Origin of the sequence: Streptomyces sp. NBC_00310 (assembly GCF_036208085.1) — a bacterium.
In the GTDB taxonomy this organism is placed as follows: Bacteria; Actinomycetota; Actinomycetes; order Streptomycetales; family Streptomycetaceae; genus Streptomyces.
Window position 1 is genome coordinate 3,126,847 of record NZ_CP130714.1, and the last position, 17,597, is coordinate 3,144,443.

Below are 17,597 nucleotides of genomic sequence, written 5' to 3' on the forward strand. Positions count from 1 at the left end.
GTACGCAAGACTTCGCGAAGGCCGCCCGAGGGGCGGCCTTCGGTGTTTCCAGGGCCCGGCCGTTCCTCCCCGATCACCGCGATGACCGTGATCCCCCAGGGAAGAGGAACCCATGGACCTGACCCGGCTCCTGTCCGACGATCGCCCGTTCGCCCTGCTGCGCCGCCGCACGCCCGGTCTCCACGACCACGACACGGTGGAGCTGCTGATCGGCCCGGTGACCACGTACGAGCGGCTCGCCGACATCCCCGACGAGGGGCTGGCGCTCATCCCCTTCCGCCAGATCCGCGAACGCGGCTTCGACGTCCGCGACGACGGGACGCCCCTGTCGGTGCTGGTGCCGGAGGAGTCGTACGAACTGCCGCTGGACCGGGTCCTCGCGGAGCTGCCCGCGCATGACGTCCGGGTCGAGGGCGGCGGCTTCGACGTGGACGACGAGGAGTACGCGGAGATCGTCGGCCGGGTGCTGCGCGAGGAGATCGGGCGGGGCGAGGGCGCGAACTTCGTGATCCGGCGGACCTACGAGGGCACGGTCCCGGGCTTCGGCCGCGCCGACGCGCTCGCGCTGTTCCGGCGGCTGCTGGAGGGCGAGCGGGGCGCGTACTGGACGTTCGTCGTGCACACCGGAAATGAGAAAGGGCCCGAAGGGCCTTCCTTGGAAGGGCGGCGGCGGGAGACGGGCGGGCGCACGCTCGTCGGCGCCAGCCCCGAGGTGCACGTCCGGATGTCCGGCGGGACGGTCGTGATGAACCCGATCAGCGGGACGTACCGCTACCCGGCCGGGGGACCGACGCCGGAGGACCTGCTGGCCTTCCTCGCCGACGGGAAGGAGATCGAGGAGCTCTCGATGGTCGTCGACGAGGAGCTCAAGATGATGTGCACGGTCGGCGACATGGGCGGGGTCGTGGTCGGGCCCCGGCTGAAGGAGATGGCGCACCTCGCGCACACCGAGTACGAACTGCGCGGGCGGTCCTCGCTGGATGTGCGGGAGGTGCTGAAGGAGACGATGTTCGCCGCGACGGTCACCGGGTCGCCGGTGCAGAACGCGTGCCGCGTGATCGAGCGGCACGAGGTGGGTGGGCGCGGGTATTACGCCGGGGCGTTGGCGCTGGTGGGACGGGATTCCGGCGGCGCGCAGACCCTGGACTCGCCGATTCTGATCCGCACCGCCGACATCACGGCGGACGGGCGGCTGAAGGTGCCGGTGGGCGCCACGCTCGTCCGGGGGTCGGATCCGGCGAACGAGGTCGCCGAGACGCACGCCAAGGCGGCGGGGGTGCTGGCCGCGCTGGGGGTACGGCCCGGACGGCCGGGGCGGGAGCGGGTGCGGCCGGGGCTGGCGGAGGACCCCCGGGTGCGGGCCGCGCTGGACGGGCGGCGGGGGTCGTTGGCACCGTTCTGGCTCCGGATGCAGGAGCGGACGGCCGAGTTGGCGGGACATGCGCTCGTCGTGGACGCCGAGGACACGTTCACCGCGATGCTCGCGCATCTGCTGCGGTCGTCGGGGCTGGAGGTGACGGTGCGGCGGTACGACGAGCCGGGGCTGCGGGACGCTGCGCTCGCTCACGCCGGGGTGGTGGTGCTGGGGCCCGGTCCCGGGGATCCGGGGGATGCCGGGGATCCCAAGATGCGCTTCCTGCGGTCGCTGACCGCCGAGCTCTTGCGGGGGCATCGGTACGGGGTGCTCGGGGTGTGTCTCGGGCATGAGCTGATCGCGGCGGAGCTGGGGCTGCGGATCGTGCGGAAGGAGGTGCCGTACCAGGGGGCGCAGACCGGGATCGATCTGTTCGGGCGGGTGGAGACCGTGGGGTTCTACAACAGCTTCGTGGCGTACTGCGACGACGAGGCGGCCGTGGGGTTGGCGGCGCAGGGGGTGGAGGTCAGTCGTAGTGGGGGCGGGGAGGTGCACGCGCTGCGCGGGCCCGGGATCGCGGGGGTGCAGTTCCATCCGGAGTCCGTGCTGACGTTGGACGGGGTGTCCGTGGTGCGTGAGTTGGTGGCGGGGGTTCAGTCCCTGCGCGCGCTCTAGGGTTCCTCGCCCCCGCCGCCCCTGCCCGTCCCATCCCCAGGGGCTGCCGCCCCTTCGACCCCGCTCGGGTGGGTTGTTCGGGTGCGGGTGGGTGGGGCTTCTCGCGCAGTTCCCCGCGCCCCCAAAGGGGCGCGGGGAACTGCGCGAGCGACCACTAACCCGCGCCCCCACCCCCCTCCCGCGTCAGCCTCAGCCTCAGCCGAAGAAGACGCCGACCTCCTCGTAGAGCTTGGGATCCACCGTCTTCAGCCTCGCCGTCGCGTCGGCGATGGGGACGCGGATGATGTCGGTGCCGCGCAGGGCGACCATCTTGCCGAAGTCGCGGTCGTGGACGGCGTCGATGGCGTGGAGGCCGAAGCGGGTGGCGAGCCAGCGGTCGAACGCGGAGGGGGTGCCGCCGCGCTGGACGTGACCTAGGACGGTCGTACGGGCTTCCTTGCCCGTACGCCTCTCGATCTCCTTGGCCAGCCACTCGCCCACGCCGGAGAGGCGGACGTGCCCGAAGGAGTCGAGTGAGCCGTCCTTGAGGACCATCTCGCCGTCCTTCGGCATGGCGCCCTCCGCGACGACCACGATCGGCGCGTACGAGGCCTTGAAGCGGGACGTCACCCAGGCGCACACCTTGTCGACGTCGAAGCGCTGCTCGGGGATGAGGATGACGTTGGCGCCGCCGGCCAGGCCGGAGTGGATGGCGATCCAGCCGGCGTGACGTCCCATCACCTCCACCACCAGGACGCGCATGTGGGACTCGGCGGTGGTGTGCAGGCGGTCGATGGCCTCCGTGGCGATGCCCACCGCCGTGTCGAAGCCGAAGGTGTAGTCCGTGGCGGAGAGGTCGTTGTCGATGGTCTTCGGGACGCCCACGCACGGCACGCCGTACTCGTCCGACAGGCGCGCGGCCACACCGAGCGTGTCCTCGCCGCCGATGGCGATGAGCGCCTCGACCTCCTGCTTGGCGAGGTTGTCCTTGATACGGCGGATGCCGTTCTCCTGCTTGAGCGGGTTGGTGCGCGAGGAGCCGAGGATGGTGCCGCCGCGGGGCAGGATGCCGCGCACGGCGGGGATGTCGAGGCGGACGGTGTCGTTCTCGAGCGGACCCCGCCAGCCGTCCCGGAAGCCGACGAAGTCGTAGCCGTACTCCTGCACGCCCTTGCGGACGACGCCCCGGATGACGGCGTTGAGCCCGGGGCAGTCGCCGCCTCCGGTCAGTACTCCGACGCGCATGGAAATGTCCCTTCGCCGAGGTTGCCTGGTGAGGGCCACGCTAATAGTGATCCAGGTCACTTCGGCATGCACGGGAGGTCAATTCCGGCGAATTGCGGCCGATTGAGGGGGAGTTGACCGGAGTTGATCAAACTCCCTTCACTCTATGGGGTGGTTCATCACGTTTACTCGTCGTCGAGACCGCGCTCTATGGCATAGCGGACCAGTTCCACCCGGTTGTGCAGCTGGAGCTTGCCGAGGGTGTTCTGGACGTGGTTCTGGACCGTGCGGTGCGAGATGACGAGGCGTTCGGCGATCTGCTTGTAGCTCAGGCCCTTGGCGACGAGCCGGAGCACCTCGGTCTCGCGGTCGGTGAGTTGCGGCGCCTTAGGCTCGTCGACGCCCGGCGCGGGGACGGGCTCGGAGGCGAGACGGCGGTACTCGCCGAGGACCAGGCCGGCGAGGCCGGGGGTGAAGACGGGGTCGCCGACCGCCGTGCGGCGTACGGCGTCGATCAGCTCCTCGGTCGAGGCGGACTTCAGCAGATAGCCGGTCGCGCCGGACTTCACCGCCTCCAGGACGTCCGCGTGCTCACCGCTCGCCGACAGGACCAGCACCCGCAACGCCGGGTTCGCGCCGACCAGTTCCTTGCAGACCTGCACCCCCGGCTTCGCGGGCAGGTTCAGGTCCAGTACGAGGACGTCCGGTGCGGCGGCGTGGGCGCGCCGCACCGCCTGCTCGCCGTCGCCCGCCGTGGCGACCACGTCGAAGCCGGACTCGGCCAGGTCGCGGGCGACGGCGTCGCGCCACATGGGGTGGTCGTCGACCACCATGACCTTGATCGGTCCGCTTCCGCCGGGCTGCGCCCGTCCGTCCGCCGGTCCGCCGTTCTCCACACTCTCCACGCTCTCCGTCACCGCTTCTCCGCCTTCCCCCGTACGCCCTCCGGCCCTTCCGCGGCCCTGGGTACCTTCAGTTCGACTTCCGTGCCCTGTCCCGGCACCGAGATCAGTTCGGCCGTGCCGCCGATGTCGCGCAGCCGTCCCCGGATGGAGAGGGCCACCCCGAGCCGGCCCTCGCCCTCGGCCTGGGCGAGCCGGCCCTCGGGGATGCCGGGGCCGTCGTCCCGTACGGTCACGATGATCTCGTCCGGCCAGTCCTCGACCAGGATCCAGGCCCGGGCCCCGTCTCCCGCGTGCTCGCGCACATTGTCCAGGGCGGCCCCCACGGCCGCCGCCAGCTCGCGGGCGGCCTGCGGGACGAGCGGGACCGGGCCGCCGGGCTCGGAGAAGGTGACCAGCGCGCCGGCGTACGGGGCGAGGAGGGCGCGCAGGTCCACGGGGCCCCCGTCGTCCGCCGCGTCCGGTTCGTCCACCGCCCGTACGAGCGCTCCCTGGGCCGCGTCCTCCGAGACGCGGGAGACGGGGACCAGGCCACCGGAGACCAGGGTGCGCAGGGCGACCTCCTGCTCGCCCGCCATCCGGCCCAGCTCGGCGGCCTCGCCGCCCAGGGCGGTGCCGCGCCGCTGGACCATGGCGAGGACCTGGAGGACGCCGTCGTGGATGTCCCGGGCGAGGCGTTCCCGTTCGCGGGTGGCGGCCTCGATCTCCAGGGCGCGGGCGAGGGTGCGCTCGGAGGCGCGGGCGACCTCGACGACGTAACCGATGGCGATGGAGGCGACCCAGACCAGCAGCACGTTGTGGATGGTGTCCCGGGTGGGGGCGCCCCGGTGGATCAGGTTGGCGACGGCGACGAGCGTGGAGGCGAACGCGGCCCAGCGCCAGCCGCCCTTGATGGCGAAGGCGAGGACGGCGCCGGCGGTCCATATCGACGGCAGCGTGGGGCCTCCGGCCTCCACCCGCGCGGTCGAGTCGGCGAGCCGGGTGAGCAGGATGCCGACGATCGCGATGGTGAGGTCGGCGGCGAGGAACCGCTTGGTGCAGCTGGCCGCGCCCGCGACCTTGGGCAGGGTCACCAGCGTCCAGCCGGCCAGCACCGCGAAGTAGGCGACGGCCAACCAGGGGCGCTCGAACTTGTCGTACGCGCTGACGAAGAGGCCGACCGCGTAGATCATCGTCAGAACCCGGTAGCCGGTGAGGGCACGCCACAACGGCTGCTCGACCGACATCGTCATGACCCGCTCAAGCTTCGGCATGTCCCCCCCTGTTTTTCGGCCCGGGCCGCCTCCGGGGCGCCGAAGCCTGTGTCGTGCGGTGATCCTGCTCGACCCGCGGGCCCGCGCGCCCCTTCGGCGCACTCGCCACCAGGCACCCCCGACAGACACCCCCGACAGCCCCCGGCAGACGCCTCCGGCAACGTGACCGTACCCGGGAAAGCGGCCGTTACGAAGCCGGGCGGTCCCTGTCCGCTCGGGTGTCCTCCGCCTGCTCCTTGGCCGCCTGTTCCTTGGCCGCCTGTGCCTTCTGTTCCCTGACCGTCTGCTCCTTGGCCGTCCGTTCCTTCTCGGCCTTGGCGAGGGCGGCCTTGGCGGCCTTGTCGGCCTCCTTCTCGGCCTTGGCCGCGTCCGTGATCTGCCGCTTGGCGGCGGTCGCGTAGATGTCGACGTACTCCTGGCCGGAGAGCTTCATGATCTCGTACATGACCTCGTCGGTCAGCGCCCGCAGGACGAAGCGGTCGTGCTCCATGCCCTGGTAGCGGCTGAAGTCGAGGGGCTTGCCGATCCGGATGCCGGGGCGCATGACCTTCGGCAGGACCTTGCCCGGAGGCTGGATCTTCTCCGTGTCGATCATGGCGACGGGGATGACGGGCGCGCCGGTGGCGAGGGCCACGCGGGCGAGGCCGCCGGGTTTGCCACGGTAGAGCCGGCCGTCGGGCGAGCGGGTGCCCTCGGGGTAGATGCCGAAGAGCTCACCGCTCTCGATGACCTGTATGCCGCTCCTGATGGCGGCCTCACCCGCTCCCCGCGCGCCTGAACGGTCCACGGGGAGCTGGCCGACGCCCTTGAAGAAGGCGGCCGTCAGCTTGCCCTTGAGGCCGGGGGTGGTGAAGTACTCGGCCTTCGCGATGAACGTGACCTTGCGGTCGAGGACCGCGGGCAGGAAGAACGAGTCCGAGAAGGAGAGGTGGTTGCTCGCGAGGATCGCGGCGCCCTCGGCCGGAATGTTCTCCAGGCCCTCCACCCAGGGCCTGAAGGTGACCTTGAGCGGTCCCCCGATAGCGACCTTCATCGCGCCGTACAACAACCGAGTGCCTCTCTGTGATCCGTGGATGAGACCTTAACCCGGATGCCCGAGGGAGAGTCCGACAGGTCCGACCGGTGTCGGGCGCCCCGCACGGTCCGCACCCGTCCCCCCACCGGCTTCTTCACCCGCCCTCCACCGCGCGAAGCCCCTGGTCGGTGTCAGTGCGGTCGCGTACGGTGAAGTACATCCAGACTCATTCACACCTTCCTCATGAACAGGAGACCGAACCGTGCCGGTCCTTCCTGGAGCCGAGCCGTATCACCACGAGGGCGGGGAGGTCGGAGTCCTCCTCTGCCACGGTTTCACCGGGTCCCCGCAGTCGCTGCGCCCCTGGGCGGAGTATCTCGCCGCGCGCGGACTGACCGTCGCGCTGCCCCTGCTGCCGGGACACGGCACCCGCTGGGAGGACCTGCGCCCGACGGGCTGGCAGGACTGGTACGCGGAGGTGGACCGCGAGCTGCGGACCCTGCGCGAGCGCTGTGCGCACGTCTTCGTGGCGGGGCTGTCCATGGGCGGCGCGCTGGCGCTGCGGCTGGCCGCGAAGCACGGGGACGCGGTCGCCGGCGTGATGGTCGTCAACCCGGCGAACAAGGTGCACGGCCCGGCCGCGCACGCCCTCCCCCTGCTCCGGCACTTCGTCCCCACCACCAAGGGGATCACCAGCGACATCGCGAAGGAGGGAGTCGAGGAGCTGGGGTACAGCCATGTGCCGCTGCACGCGGCGCACTCGCTGCGTAACTTCCTCCGTCTCGTCGACGGTGAACTGCCCCAGGTCACCCAGCCGTTGCTGCTGCTCCACAGCCCGCGGGACCATGTGGTGCCGCCCGTCGACTCCGAGCGCGTCCTCGGCCGGGTGTCGTCGACGGACGTCACGGAGATCCTGCTGGAACAGAGCCACCATGTCGCGACGTTGGACCACGACGCGGACCGGATCTTCGAGGAGAGCCACGCGTTCGTCACCCGGCTCGTGACGGGGCCCGGTGCGGAACACGTGACGGAGTCCGGGGCGGCACACGTGAAGGAGTCCGACGCGGAATCCGTACAGCAGTCTGATTCGGGGTCCGCGGAGCAGATCGGTCCGGGATCCTTGGGGCAGAGGGAAGGGACGGCCACTGGTGGCTGAGCACGACTCCGAGCGTGAGCCGGAGGAGAAGGGAGCGCCCCTCGGCGAGCGCCACGGCGACTCGCGGGGCGACTCCCCGGGCGGCTCCTCGGGCAGCTCCACAGGCTCCTCGTCCGGCGAGTCCGCGGGCGAGGAGCAGCACGTGGGCGAGGAGCAGCACGTGCCGTTCGACGAGGACGCCGCGTGGCGGGCCATCGTCGCCGGGTTCGGCACGGAGCCGCCGGACCCGCCGGGCGCCAAGCCGTTCAAGTCGGTGGAGGACCTGGCTCTGCTGGAGGCCGAGCCGGAGGACTCCGCGGACAAGGCCCCCGATGCCGCCGCCGGCCCCGCGGCCCCCAGGCCGCTGGGCAGCTCGGTCGCGTTCGCACCCGGCATCGGCTCGGGTCCCCGCGACTACAGCGTGCCCGATCCGGTCGGCGAGGACCCGGACAAGGAGGACGGGGACTCCGACGACGAGGACGACGAGGGCCACTTCGTGCCGCCCGAGCCGCCCCCGCTGCCGGAGGCGGACACGACCGCCAAGTTCGCCTGGCTGGGAGTGGTCGGCGGTCCCGTCCTGCTGCTGCTCGCCGTCCTGCTCCGGTGGGAGATGACCTGGTGGCTCACCACCCTCGGCATCGGCGGCTTCCTCGGCGGCTTCGCCACGCTGGTGATGCGGATGAACGGCGACGACGAGGACGACGACCCGGGCCGCGGCGCGGTCGTCTGACCCCACCACCGCAGCCGTACGAGGGCCCGCCCGGGAACGTTCCGGGCGGGCCCTCGCCCTTGCGTCGCGCCGAGCCGAGTCGAGTCGAGTCGAGTGGCATGGCATGGCGTGGCGTGGCGTGGCGTCACGCCGGCCGCGTACGGCGGAATGGAACTCGATTCCGGTGAACGGCGAAGTACGGGTGCACGAGAAGTACGGGTGCACGACCCGAACGTGCCCAAGCCTTCGAGGCGTTCAGACGAACGAGAGGAGCCCCGATGACCGTCGGACCACCGGGCGTCGGCACCCGCGACAGGGATCGCGAGGAGAGTGATGCCCGCGTGATCGAGCGGTCCCGGGACGAGCCCGAACTGTTCGCCGTCCTCTACGACCGGCATGCCGACGCCGTGCACCGTTACGCGGCACGGCGGCTGGGTCCCGAGGCGGCGGAGGATCTGATGGCGGAGACCTTCGTCACCGCCTTCCAGCGGCGGCACACGTACGAGCCGGGGCGGCCCGACGCCCGCCCCTGGCTGTTCGGTATCGCCACCAACCTCGTGGGCCGGCACCGCCGGGCCGAGGCGCGCCGCTTCAAGGCGCTGGCCCGGCTGCCGGAGCCGGTGGAGCACGAGGAGCCGGTCGCTGACCGGGCGGTCGCCAGGGCCGGTGCCACGGGGGTGCGCCGGGAGCTGGCGGCCGCGCTGGCCGGGCTGTCCGCCCGGCACCGCGACGTGGTGCTGCTGGTGGCCTGGGCCGGCCTCGACTACGAGGAGGCGGCCCAGGCCCTCGACGTGCCCGTCGGCACGATCAGATCCCGGCTGAACCGGGCTCGCGGCAGATTGCGCGAAGCACTGGGCGGATCCGATCCGACCGCTTTCCGAGAGGCAGACGCCCATGCGTGACATCGACGAGCTGCGGGACCTGCGGGACCTGGCCGACTTCGACGCGGGCGCTCCCCCGCTGGACGACGAGACCCGACGGCGGGGGCGCGCCCGCCTGCTCGCCACGATCACCGCACCCGGTGCGGACCGGGCGGCTCGCAGGACGATCGGGCCCGATCGCCCGGTCCGCCGTCGCCCGGTCCTGCGTATCGCCCTGGCCGGTGTGGTCGCCGCCGCGGTCACGGCCGGTGTCCTGGTCACCGTGCAGAACGACGACGGCCGGGACGGGACCGCTACGCCGCCGGTGAAGAACCTGCCGCACATGCGGAACGTCAGCGCGCGGACCGTGCTCAACGGAGCGGCCTCGTACGCGCGGAAGAACGACAAGGTCGTCAGTCCTCGGGACGACCAGTTCATCTACACCAAGGAGATCATCAAGGAGACCAACCAGAAGACGGGGAAGACGAAGACCCACGTCGACGAGATCTGGCGCTCCGTGGACGGCTCCCAGCGGTCCTGGATCATGGAGATCGGCAAGGGGTGGTGGGCGCCACCGAACGAGGAGAACCAGACCAGCTGGCCACCGAAGGACTGGGGCACGCTGCAGAAGCTCCCGACCGACCCGGATCAGCTGATTCTCGCGCTCCAGAACGTGGGTTTCGCGCCCGATGCGAAGAACACCTCGCTGGACAAGATCACCGACCAGGAGTGGTCGCACATCCACTTCAGCCTCGCCGGGCTGCTCAAGCTGGTCCCGGTGATGCCCGAGGGGCTGCGCCCCGCGGCCTACGAGGCGCTCGGGATGGTGCCGGGTGTCAAGGCGCTGCCGAACCAGAAGGACGCGAAGGGCCGGGTCGGCGTGGCCATCACGTACGACGACCCCACCCGTCCCGAGGGGGCGCCGGGCTACGACAGCTACTTCATCTTCGACCCGGTGACGTACGCGTTCCTCGGCTTCCGTGACGAGCGCACCTCGGGCGACGGTAAGGGCATCAAGCGGTACACCCAGCTCTCGTACCTGGACAGCTGGGCGATCGTCGACAAGGTCAAGCAGCACCCGTCCGCGGCGGGCCAGGACTCGGCGGGCTAGGACTCCGCGGGCACTCTGAGGGCGGCCAGGACCGGCAGGTGGTCCGTGGCCGCCCTCAGGTCGTCCTCGGTGATGCCGGGGTGGTCGAGGGGGACACCGCAGCCGAGTACCTCGATGCCGGGGGTGGCCAGGATCGCGTCGATCCGCTGGTGGGGGTCGGTGGGGGTGGAGCTGTACTCGCCGCCCCAGGGGGTGGTGGTCCAGCAGTCCTGGAGTTCACCGGCCAGGCGGCGGAACGTGCGGCCGTCCGGGCGTTCGTTGAGGTCGCCGCCCGCGACCGCGTGCGTCACGCCCAGGCCGGCCAGGTGGTCGAGGAGCAGGCCACCCTGTTCGTACCGCTCGTCCTTGTGCAGGGAGAGGTGGCAGGACAGGACACCGAGCCGGGCGCGGCCGAAGCGGACCACCGCGGTGGCGAAGCCGCGTCGGTGCAGGCCGGGGGTGAGCGGCAGGAGCACGTCCTCGGTGTGCTCGACCGTGGCGCGCAGGCCGCACAGCAGGGCCGGGCCGGAGGCGGTGGCGCCGCCGGAGAGGGTGACCAGGTGGGAGGCCGCGGCGAGCCTGGCGAGTTTCTTGCGCCAGCGGAAGAAACGGGGGGCTTCCTGGACGAGGACCAGGTCGGGGGCGCAGGCGGTGATCACTCGGGCGAGGGCGTCCGTGTCGTCCCGCATGGAGCGGATGTTGTAGCTGAGGACGCGGATCGTTGCCGAACCGTCGGGGTTCGTGCGGGAGTTGGGCAGCGGGTTCATCGCCATACGGATCAAGATACGCCTAAGAACCCGGGTGCATTTGTCCGTTTGCGACTGCCGGTGCGTCGTGGTTGTCCGCGCCCACGCGGCGGAGCCGCATGTCGACGCAGCCCCGCGCCCCTGAGAACGGGGCGCGGGGACGTCGACCGGTGTCTACATGATCGGGTCGGGTTCTCTCGCCAGGTCCGCCGCGCCCACCAGGCCCGCCTCGTTGCCCAGTTGGGCGGCGATGACCTCGGCCACCGGGCGCCAGTTGCCGCCTACGAGCCAGCGCTTGTAGGACTTGCGGATGGGGTCGAGGACCAGTTCGCCCTCGTCCGACAGGCCGCCGCCCACGATGAACGCCGACGGGTCGAAGAGGGAGGCGAGGTCGGCGAGGCCCGCGCCGGCCCAGCGGGCGAGTTCGCGGTAGGAGTCGACGGCGACGGGATCGCCCTGGCGGGCGGCCATGGAGATGTGCTTGCCCTCGATGCCGTCGGGCGTGCCGTCGCCGAGACCGAGGAGGAGCTCGGCGTTCTCGGGGGTGGCGTTGGCGCGCTGCTTGGCGTAGCGGACGAGCGCCCGGCCCGACGCGTACTGCTCCCAGCAGCCCTGCGAGCCGCAGCCGCAGAGCAGGCCGTCGGGAACCATGCGGATGTGGCCGAACTCGGCGGCGACGCCGTAGTGGCCGCGGCGCAGCTTGTTGCCGATGATGATGCCGCCGCCGAGGCCGGTGCCGAGCGTGATGCAGATGACGTTGCGATGGCCCTTGCCGGCGCCGAACTTGTACTCGCCCCAGGCGGCCGCGTTGGCGTCGTTCTCCACGACGACCGGCAGGCCCACGCGGGCCTCGACCTTCTCCTTGAGCGGCTCGTTGCGCCAGTCGATGTTGGGGGCGAAGTAGACCGTCGACCGCTGACGGTTGACGTAACCGGCCGCGCCGATGCCGACACCGACGATCTCGTGTCCGGCTCGCGCGCCCTCGACGGCGGCGGCGATGGCGTCCACGATCCCCTCGGGCGTGCCCGGGGTCGGCACCTTGTGGGTCGAGAGGATGTTGCCTTCCTCGTCGACCACACCGGCCGCGATCTTGGTTCCGCCGATGTCGACGCCGATGGTGAGTCCCATGAATCCCTCAGTTTCGGTCGAGCCCCGCTACGGCCAACCGTACCCGAGGCCCCGCCCCGGGACTCCCGACGTCCGCCGGGCGGACGGACCCGGTGTCAGTCCAGGTCGATGCGCTCTCCGGGGCCCGGATCGTCGCCCTGGTCGCGACCTTCCCGGTGAGCGGTGTCCCGGTTCGTCCAGCGTCGCTCCTGGGCCTCGACCGCGGAGCGGTACGCGGCGAGCAGTTCGCCGCCCGCGGCGGCGAGATGGTCGAAGACGTCCGGGTTGCGTTCGATGACGGGTTCGACGGCGGCCTTGGCCTGCCGGACCACCTGGTTGACCATCTGCTGGGCCGCACCCCCGGCGACTGCGCCGAGCAGCGGCGACTGGAGCCCGGAGAGCTTGTCCGCGACGGTGTCGACCAGCTTGCGCAGTTCCTCGGCGGCCGAGCCCGGCGGCGGACCGTACCGCGCCCGGCGGCGGGCCTTCTCCGCGACGAGGTCCTCCTCGCACGCCGTCGCCCAGGCGTCGGCGTCGGTGGCGCGCACCCGGTCGCTGGTGCGCTGCCGATCACTCGTGCGCACCTCGTCGGCCGTCCGCGCCTCTTCGGCCGCGTCCTCCCCAGCGGCGTCGGACGTGGGGCGCTCTTCGCTCATGGCGGGCTCCTGCCTACGGTTCGTACCTTCGACGTTACCCGAACGGGCGTATACGGTTCACCGCGTCCGGGGCCACAACCGCGGGTCCGGCGCGAAACGGATCCTCAGGGAGCCGTCGCGCAGGGCCGCGCCGTCGACCGTGCAGCGGCGCAGCGCCGACGGCAGCGGCACGATACGGCGGAACTGCCCCGCCGTGACGACCAACTCGTCGCCGCGCCGGACGAGATCCAGCTCGTCCCGTACCGCGCCGGGCAGCGGGACGTGCCACACGAGCACGCCTTCGTCCCCGAGGTTGTCGGTGACGGGCCACGCGACGCGGGCGGGAGCGTCACCCGCACCGGGGACGCCGAGGGCGGCGAGGTCGTCGACGCCGCGGGGGTCGTGCCCGAGGTGGGCGACGGCCCGTACGGGACGGGCCTCTCGTGTCGAGGGGCCCTCCTCCCACTCCTCCAGCGCCTTGCGCTGCTGGGCGACGAGACCGGCGAGCCAGGTGTCGTGCGTGCCCTCGGGCAGGACGCGGTTGGCGATCAGCATGTCGACGGGGAGGGCTCGCAGGGCGAGTCCGACGCTCGCGAGGCGCACGTGGTCGGCGCCGGCCGGGCCCGGCTCCACGACCAGCCGCACACTCGTCCGCGGGTCCTCGACGACCGCGGCGACGGCGGCCAGCTCGACGTCCCAGCGGGCGGCCGTCTCGTACAGCCACTCGGCGGGCATCGGCACTCCGGCGAGCCGCCCGAGGACCGGCCGCAGCGCACGGGCCGCCTGCCGCTCGGGCGGGAGCAGCCGTCGCAGATACCGTCGCAGTTCCTCCGGGAGACCGAGCAGCGCGAGTGCCTGCGGCACGGGCGGCAGATCGACGACGAGCAGGTCGTACGCCTCCGACAGCGCGGCGTCGCGCAACGCCCGCAGCAGGGCAAGCTCCTCGGCGCCGGGGAGGGGCGTGAGCTCCTCGGCGTCCAGCCGTCCCGCCCCCAGCAGATCGAGCACGGACGTGGCCCGCTCCTGGAAGGCGACGAGATCCTCCCGGAAGCCCGCCGCGGCATCGGGCCGCCAGGCGGTGAGATGCGACGTGACCCGGACGGGCTCCGCCCCGGTCGCCACCCCGAGCACCGCCCCCAGGCTGTCGACCCGGTCGGCGCTCAGCACGAGCGTCCGCGAGCCCTCGCGGGCTGCCTCGAGCCCCATGGCCGCCGCGACCGTCGTACGGCCGCTGCCGCCTTGCCCGGTGATCAGGATGGTGCGCATGAGGGTGAACGGTAACCCAGCGACGCCCACCCCGACGCCGCGTGAGCGCCCGGCGGCGGCACCGGCCGGGGGCGGGAGGCCCTCACCGGTGCTGACGGGGCGCCGCCGCGCCGACCGCTACGCGCCGGACTCGACGCGCTTCTTCAGACCTGCCAGCGCCCGGTCGATGATGACCTTCTCCGCCTTGCGCTTGATCATCCCGAGCATGGGGATCTTGACGTCGACGGTCAGCTGGTAGGTCACCTCGGTCACCGAGTCGCCGACCGGCTTCAGGATGTAGGACCCGTCGAGGGAACGGAGCATCTGGGACTTGACCAGCGTCCAGGACACCTCGTTCGCCCCGGACCAGGTGTACGCCAGCGTCTGGTCGTCCTTGATCGCGCCCGCGTCCATGACGAGCCGGACCTGCTCGGCGCGGCCCTGACCGTCGGTCTCCAGCACCTCCGCCTCCTTCACCTCTCCCGTCCAGTCCGGGTAGCGGGCGAAGTCGGCGATCACTCCCATGACGTCGGCCGCCGCAGCCTCGATCGTGATGCTCGAACTGGTGAATTCCGCCATCGCCGTGGCTCCTCCAGAGACTGTCCGGTGAGGGAGGTGGGTGCGCACGTATGTGCAGCGTGAAGGCTACCGCGCGCCGGCCGAACCCTCGTCACCCCGTCCGAGGTTCACCCCCATCAGAGGTTCACCCACATCCGAGGTTCACCCCCGCCCGTGCGCTCACCACTCCAACGCCCACGGCCTCCCGGTCCCGGCGAAGTGCCCCACGTTCACGCACTCCGTCGCCCCGATCCGCATCCGCCGCGCCAACGGCTGGTGGACGTGCCCGAACAGCGAGTACCGGGGCCGGGTCCGGCGGATCGCGTCCAGCAGCGCCCGGCTCCCCCGCTCGAAACGGCGCGCCACCGTGTCGTACACCAGCTCGGGAACCTCCGGCGGGATGTGCGTGCAGAGCACGTCCACCTCCCCCACCGCCTCGATCTTGGCGGCGTACTCCTCGTCACTGATCTCGTACGGCGTCCGCATGGGGGTGCGCAGTCCGCCGCCGACGAAGCCGAAGACCCACCCGCCGATCTCCACCCGCTCGCCGTCCAGCACGGTCGTCCCCGGACCCGCGTACTCGGGCCACAGCCGCGGCATATCGACATTGCCGTACGTGGCGTACGTCGGCGCGGGGAAGGCCGCGAACATCTCGGCGTACTGCTTGCGGACGGCCTTCTCGATCACGGCGGAGCGCTCCTCGCCCACGCCCGCCCACAGCCGGGCCCCGAGTTCGCGCGCCTCCTCGAACCGCCGGGCGGTGCGCAGTTCGACGAGCCGGGTGGCGTTCCCGGCACCGAAGAGGTCGGGGAAGATGCCGCGGGAGTGGTCGGCGTAGTCGAGGAAGAGGACCAGGTCGCCCAGGCACACCAGGGCGTCGGCGCCCTCACCCGCTCGGGCCAGGTCGCGCGCGTTGCCGTGCACGTCGCTGACCACATGAATGCGCGTTCTGCCGTTACCGCCCGGTGTGCGTGCCATGACGATCAAGCGTAGGCGTGTGCGGCATACGTGAACAGAGCCGATCGGACGTGCGGTTACTGGCCAGTCAGCAAGTGGGGGGATTACTCTTCCCGGGAGAACCCCGCATGTGTGACGCGGAGAACATCTCGCCGGACCCCCCTCGCGGAGAAGCCATACCGGCGGGTAACGTCCGGGCAGTCCAGTTGTGCTCAGGTTTTCAACCAGTAAGACCCAAGGAACCACGTGGGACCTGAGCGCTCGCCCGACCTTGGACCGCACCGTCGCAGCACACACTTCAGTCGTGGCGCCGGCGCCCTATGAGGAGCAGCAGTCTTGCGCGAGTTCAGCCTTCCGGCTTTGTACGAGGTCCCCACGGACGGCAATCTGACGGACATCGTCCGTAGAAACGCCGCGCAGCATCCCGATGTCGCCGTGATCGCCCGCAAGGTGGGCGGCGTCTGGCAGGACGTCGACGCCGTCCAGTTCCTCGCCGAGGTGCGGACCGCCGCGAAGGGCCTCATCGCCGCCGGGATCCAGCCGGGCGACCGGGTCGCACTGATGTCCCGTACCCGGTACGAGTGGACCCTGCTGGACTTCGCGATCTGGTCGGCCGGCGCGGTCACCGTGCCGGTGTACGAGACCAGCTCGCCGGAGCAGGTGCAGTGGATCCTCGCCGACTCGGGCGCGACCGCCGTGGTCGTGGAGCTGGACGTACACACGGCCGCCGTCGAGTCGGTGCGCGACCGGCTGCCGGCGCTGAAGCACGTCTGGCAGATCGAGGGCGGCGGTGTGGAGGAGCTGGGCCGCCTCGGCCAGGGCGTCACCGACCAGGCCGTCGAGGAGCGCAGCTCGATGGCCAAGGCCGACGACCCGGCGACCATCGTCTACACCTCTGGCACCACCGGCCGCCCGAAGGGGTGCGTCCTCACCCACCGCAGCTTCTTCGCCGAGTGCGGGAACGTGGTGGAGCGGCTGCGGCCGCTGTTCCGTACCGGCGAGTGCAGTGTGCTGCTCTTCCTCCCGCTCGCACACGTCTTCGGACGGCTCGTGCAGGTCGCGCCGATGATGGCGCCGATCAAGCTGGGCACCGTACCGGACATCAAGAACCTCACCGACGAGCTGGCCTCCTTCCGGCCGACGCTGATCCTCGGTGTGCCGCGGGTGTTCGAGAAGGTCTACAACTCGGCCCGGGCCAAGGCGCAGGCGGACGGGAAGGGCAAGATCTTCGACAAGGCCGCGGACACGGCGATCGCGTACAGCAAGGCGCTGGACAGCGCGTCGGGTCCGGCGCTGGGCCTGAAGATCAAGCACAAGGTGTTCGACAGGCTCGTCTACAGCAAGCTGCGGGCGGTGCTCGGCGGCAAGGGCGAGTACGCGATCTCGGGCGGCGCTCCGCTGGGCGAGCGTCTGGGCCACTTCTTCCGGGGCATCGGTTTCACGGTCCTGGAGGGCTACGGCCTGACGGAGTCCTGTGCGGCCACCGCGTTCAACCCCTGGGACCGGCAGAAGATCGGTACGGTCGGACAGCCGCTGCCGGGTTCCGTCATCCGTATAGCGGACGACGGGGAGGTGCTGCTGCACGGCGAGCACCTGTTCAAGGAGTACTGGAACAACCCGGGTGCGACCGAGGAGGCGCTGGCCGACGGCTGGTTCCACACCGGTGACATCGGCACCCTCGACGAGGACGGCTATCTCCGGATCACGGGCCGCAAGAAGGAGATCATCGTCACCGCGGGCGGCAAGAACGTCGCCCCGGCCGTGATCGAGGACCGTATCCGGGCGCACGCCCTGGTCGCGGAGTGCATGGTGGTGGGCGACGGGCGGCCCTTCGTGGGCGCGCTGATCACCATCGACGAGGAGTTCCTGGGCCGTTGGGCCGCCGAGCACGGCAAGCCGGCGGGGTCCACCGCGGCGTCACTGAGCGCGGACGCCGATCTGAACGCGGCCGTCCAGGCCGCGATCGACGACGGCAACGCCGCGGTGTCGAAGGCGGAATCGGTGCGGAAGTTCCGCATTCTGTCCTCCCAGTTCACGGAGGAGTCGGGCCACCTGACGCCGTCCCTGAAGCTCAAGCGCAACGTGGTGGCGAAGGACTACGCGGACGAGGTCGAGGCGATCTACCAGAAGTAACCAGCTGTCACGGGGCGACC

At 71.4% G+C, this 17,597-nt stretch carries 16 protein-coding genes; 6 read left to right on the plus strand and 10 right to left on the minus strand.

Features of this window, described 5'->3' with window-relative positions; translation table 11 throughout:
- Positions 1-112 precede the first annotated feature (112 nt).
- Positions 113-2,029 (plus strand): anthranilate synthase family protein, encoded by a 1,917-nt coding sequence (locus tag OG202_RS13770; RefSeq protein WP_328222808.1) that lies wholly within the window; start codon positions 113-115, stop codon positions 2,027-2,029.
- A gap of 195 nt (positions 2,030-2,224) precedes the next feature.
- Here OG202_RS13770 and OG202_RS13775 read toward each other — a convergent pair whose 3' ends face one another.
- From OG202_RS13775 to OG202_RS13790, 4 genes are all read right to left on the minus strand, one after another.
- Positions 2,225-3,253 (minus strand): 6-phosphofructokinase, encoded by a 1,029-nt coding sequence (locus tag OG202_RS13775; protein WP_326583408.1) that lies wholly within the window; start codon positions 3,251-3,253, stop codon positions 2,225-2,227.
- Between the two features lie 164 nt (positions 3,254-3,417).
- Positions 3,418-4,065 (minus strand): response regulator transcription factor, encoded by a 648-nt coding sequence (locus OG202_RS13780; protein ID WP_326585864.1) that lies wholly within the window; start codon positions 4,063-4,065, stop codon positions 3,418-3,420.
- 80 nt (positions 4,066-4,145) lie between these two features.
- Positions 4,146-5,387 carry a MacS family sensor histidine kinase gene (gene macS, locus OG202_RS13785; protein WP_328222809.1) on the minus strand — a complete coding sequence of 414 codons (1,242 nt, stop codon included), beginning with the start codon at positions 5,385-5,387 and terminating at the stop codon, positions 4,146-4,148.
- Positions 5,388-5,574: 187 nt separating this feature from the next.
- On the minus strand, positions 5,575-6,420 hold the full coding sequence (locus OG202_RS13790) for a lysophospholipid acyltransferase family protein (RefSeq protein WP_328222810.1): 846 nt from the start codon (positions 6,418-6,420) through the stop codon (positions 5,575-5,577).
- 244 nt (positions 6,421-6,664) lie between these two features.
- Between OG202_RS13790 and OG202_RS13795 the strand changes: the two genes are divergently transcribed.
- From OG202_RS13795 to OG202_RS13810, 4 genes are all read left to right on the plus strand, one after another.
- Positions 6,665-7,558: an alpha/beta hydrolase gene (locus tag OG202_RS13795; protein ID WP_326583405.1), complete on the plus strand. Its 894-nt coding sequence runs from the start codon at positions 6,665-6,667 to the stop codon at positions 7,556-7,558.
- Entirely contained in the window at positions 7,551-8,267 is a 717-nt protein-coding gene (locus OG202_RS13800) for a hypothetical protein (protein WP_443052243.1), read from the plus strand. The genes OG202_RS13795 and OG202_RS13800 overlap by 8 nt, the downstream gene beginning before the upstream one ends.
- Before the next feature lie 257 nt (positions 8,268-8,524).
- Positions 8,525-9,148, plus strand: coding sequence for an RNA polymerase sigma factor (locus OG202_RS13805; protein ID WP_327730139.1), 624 nt, complete (start codon positions 8,525-8,527; stop codon positions 9,146-9,148).
- On the plus strand, positions 9,141-10,217 hold the full coding sequence (locus OG202_RS13810; RefSeq protein WP_328222812.1) for a CU044_5270 family protein: 1,077 nt from the start codon (positions 9,141-9,143) through the stop codon (positions 10,215-10,217). Before OG202_RS13805 ends, OG202_RS13810 begins: the two co-directional genes overlap by 8 nt.
- On the opposite strand, the gene OG202_RS13815 is transcribed toward OG202_RS13810, so the two are convergent.
- The 6 genes from OG202_RS13815 to OG202_RS13840 form a co-directional block, all read right to left on the minus strand.
- A complete protein-coding gene (locus OG202_RS13815) occupies positions 10,214-10,969 on the minus strand; it encodes an endonuclease/exonuclease/phosphatase family protein (protein ID WP_327730137.1) in 756 nt (251 codons plus the stop codon). The two genes, OG202_RS13810 and OG202_RS13815, sit on opposite strands and share 4 nt — an antisense overlap.
- A 147-nt stretch (positions 10,970-11,116) precedes the next feature.
- A complete protein-coding gene (locus OG202_RS13820; protein WP_326583403.1) occupies positions 11,117-12,070 on the minus strand; it encodes an ROK family glucokinase in 954 nt (317 codons plus the stop codon).
- Between the two features lie 95 nt (positions 12,071-12,165).
- Positions 12,166-12,705, minus strand: coding sequence for a DUF5304 domain-containing protein (locus OG202_RS13825; RefSeq protein ID WP_327730136.1), 540 nt, complete (start codon positions 12,703-12,705; stop codon positions 12,166-12,168).
- A gap of 57 nt (positions 12,706-12,762) precedes the next feature.
- The gene (locus OG202_RS13830; RefSeq protein ID WP_327730135.1) at positions 12,763-13,950 is read right to left on the minus strand and encodes an ArsA family ATPase; all 1,188 of its coding nucleotides are present in this window, start codon (positions 13,948-13,950) and stop codon (positions 12,763-12,765) included.
- Positions 13,951-14,067: 117 nt separating this feature from the next.
- Positions 14,068-14,508 (minus strand): SRPBCC family protein, encoded by a 441-nt coding sequence (locus tag OG202_RS13835; RefSeq protein ID WP_326583400.1) that lies wholly within the window; start codon positions 14,506-14,508, stop codon positions 14,068-14,070.
- 159 nt (positions 14,509-14,667) lie between these two features.
- On the minus strand, positions 14,668-15,423 hold the full coding sequence (locus OG202_RS13840; protein WP_326585862.1) for a metallophosphoesterase family protein: 756 nt from the start codon (positions 15,421-15,423) through the stop codon (positions 14,668-14,670).
- A gap of 357 nt (positions 15,424-15,780) precedes the next feature.
- Here OG202_RS13840 and OG202_RS13845 point away from each other — a divergent pair, with 357 nt between their 5' ends.
- The gene (locus tag OG202_RS13845; protein WP_326583398.1) at positions 15,781-17,577 is read left to right on the plus strand and encodes an AMP-dependent synthetase/ligase; all 1,797 of its coding nucleotides are present in this window, start codon (positions 15,781-15,783) and stop codon (positions 17,575-17,577) included.
- Positions 17,578-17,597 lie beyond the last annotated feature (20 nt).

Excerpts from the sequence above, each read along its gene's own strand:
- OG202_RS13770 (WP_328222808.1), top strand. The coding sequence starts at position 113 with ATGGACCTGACCCGGCTCCTGTCCGACGATCGCCCGTTCGCCCTGCTG.
- OG202_RS13775 (WP_326583408.1), bottom strand. The coding sequence starts at position 3,253 with ATGCGCGTCGGAGTACTGACCGGAGGCGGCGACTGCCCCGGGCTCAAC.
- OG202_RS13780 (WP_326585864.1), bottom strand. The coding sequence starts at position 4,065 with ATGGTGGTCGACGACCACCCCATGTGGCGCGACGCCGTCGCCCGCGAC.
- macS (WP_328222809.1), bottom strand. The coding sequence starts at position 5,387 with ATGCCGAAGCTTGAGCGGGTCATGACGATGTCGGTCGAGCAGCCGTTG.
- OG202_RS13790 (WP_328222810.1), bottom strand. The coding sequence starts at position 6,420 with ATGAAGGTCGCTATCGGGGGACCGCTCAAGGTCACCTTCAGGCCCTGG.
- OG202_RS13805 (WP_327730139.1), top strand. The coding sequence starts at position 8,525 with ATGACCGTCGGACCACCGGGCGTCGGCACCCGCGACAGGGATCGCGAG.
- OG202_RS13810 (WP_328222812.1), top strand. The coding sequence starts at position 9,141 with ATGCGTGACATCGACGAGCTGCGGGACCTGCGGGACCTGGCCGACTTC.
- OG202_RS13815 (WP_327730137.1), bottom strand. The coding sequence starts at position 10,969 with ATGGCGATGAACCCGCTGCCCAACTCCCGCACGAACCCCGACGGTTCG.
- OG202_RS13820 (WP_326583403.1), bottom strand. The coding sequence starts at position 12,070 with ATGGGACTCACCATCGGCGTCGACATCGGCGGAACCAAGATCGCGGCC.
- OG202_RS13825 (WP_327730136.1), bottom strand. The coding sequence starts at position 12,705 with ATGAGCGAAGAGCGCCCCACGTCCGACGCCGCTGGGGAGGACGCGGCC.
- OG202_RS13830 (WP_327730135.1), bottom strand. The coding sequence starts at position 13,950 with ATGCGCACCATCCTGATCACCGGGCAAGGCGGCAGCGGCCGTACGACG.
- OG202_RS13835 (WP_326583400.1), bottom strand. The coding sequence starts at position 14,508 with ATGGCGGAATTCACCAGTTCGAGCATCACGATCGAGGCTGCGGCGGCC.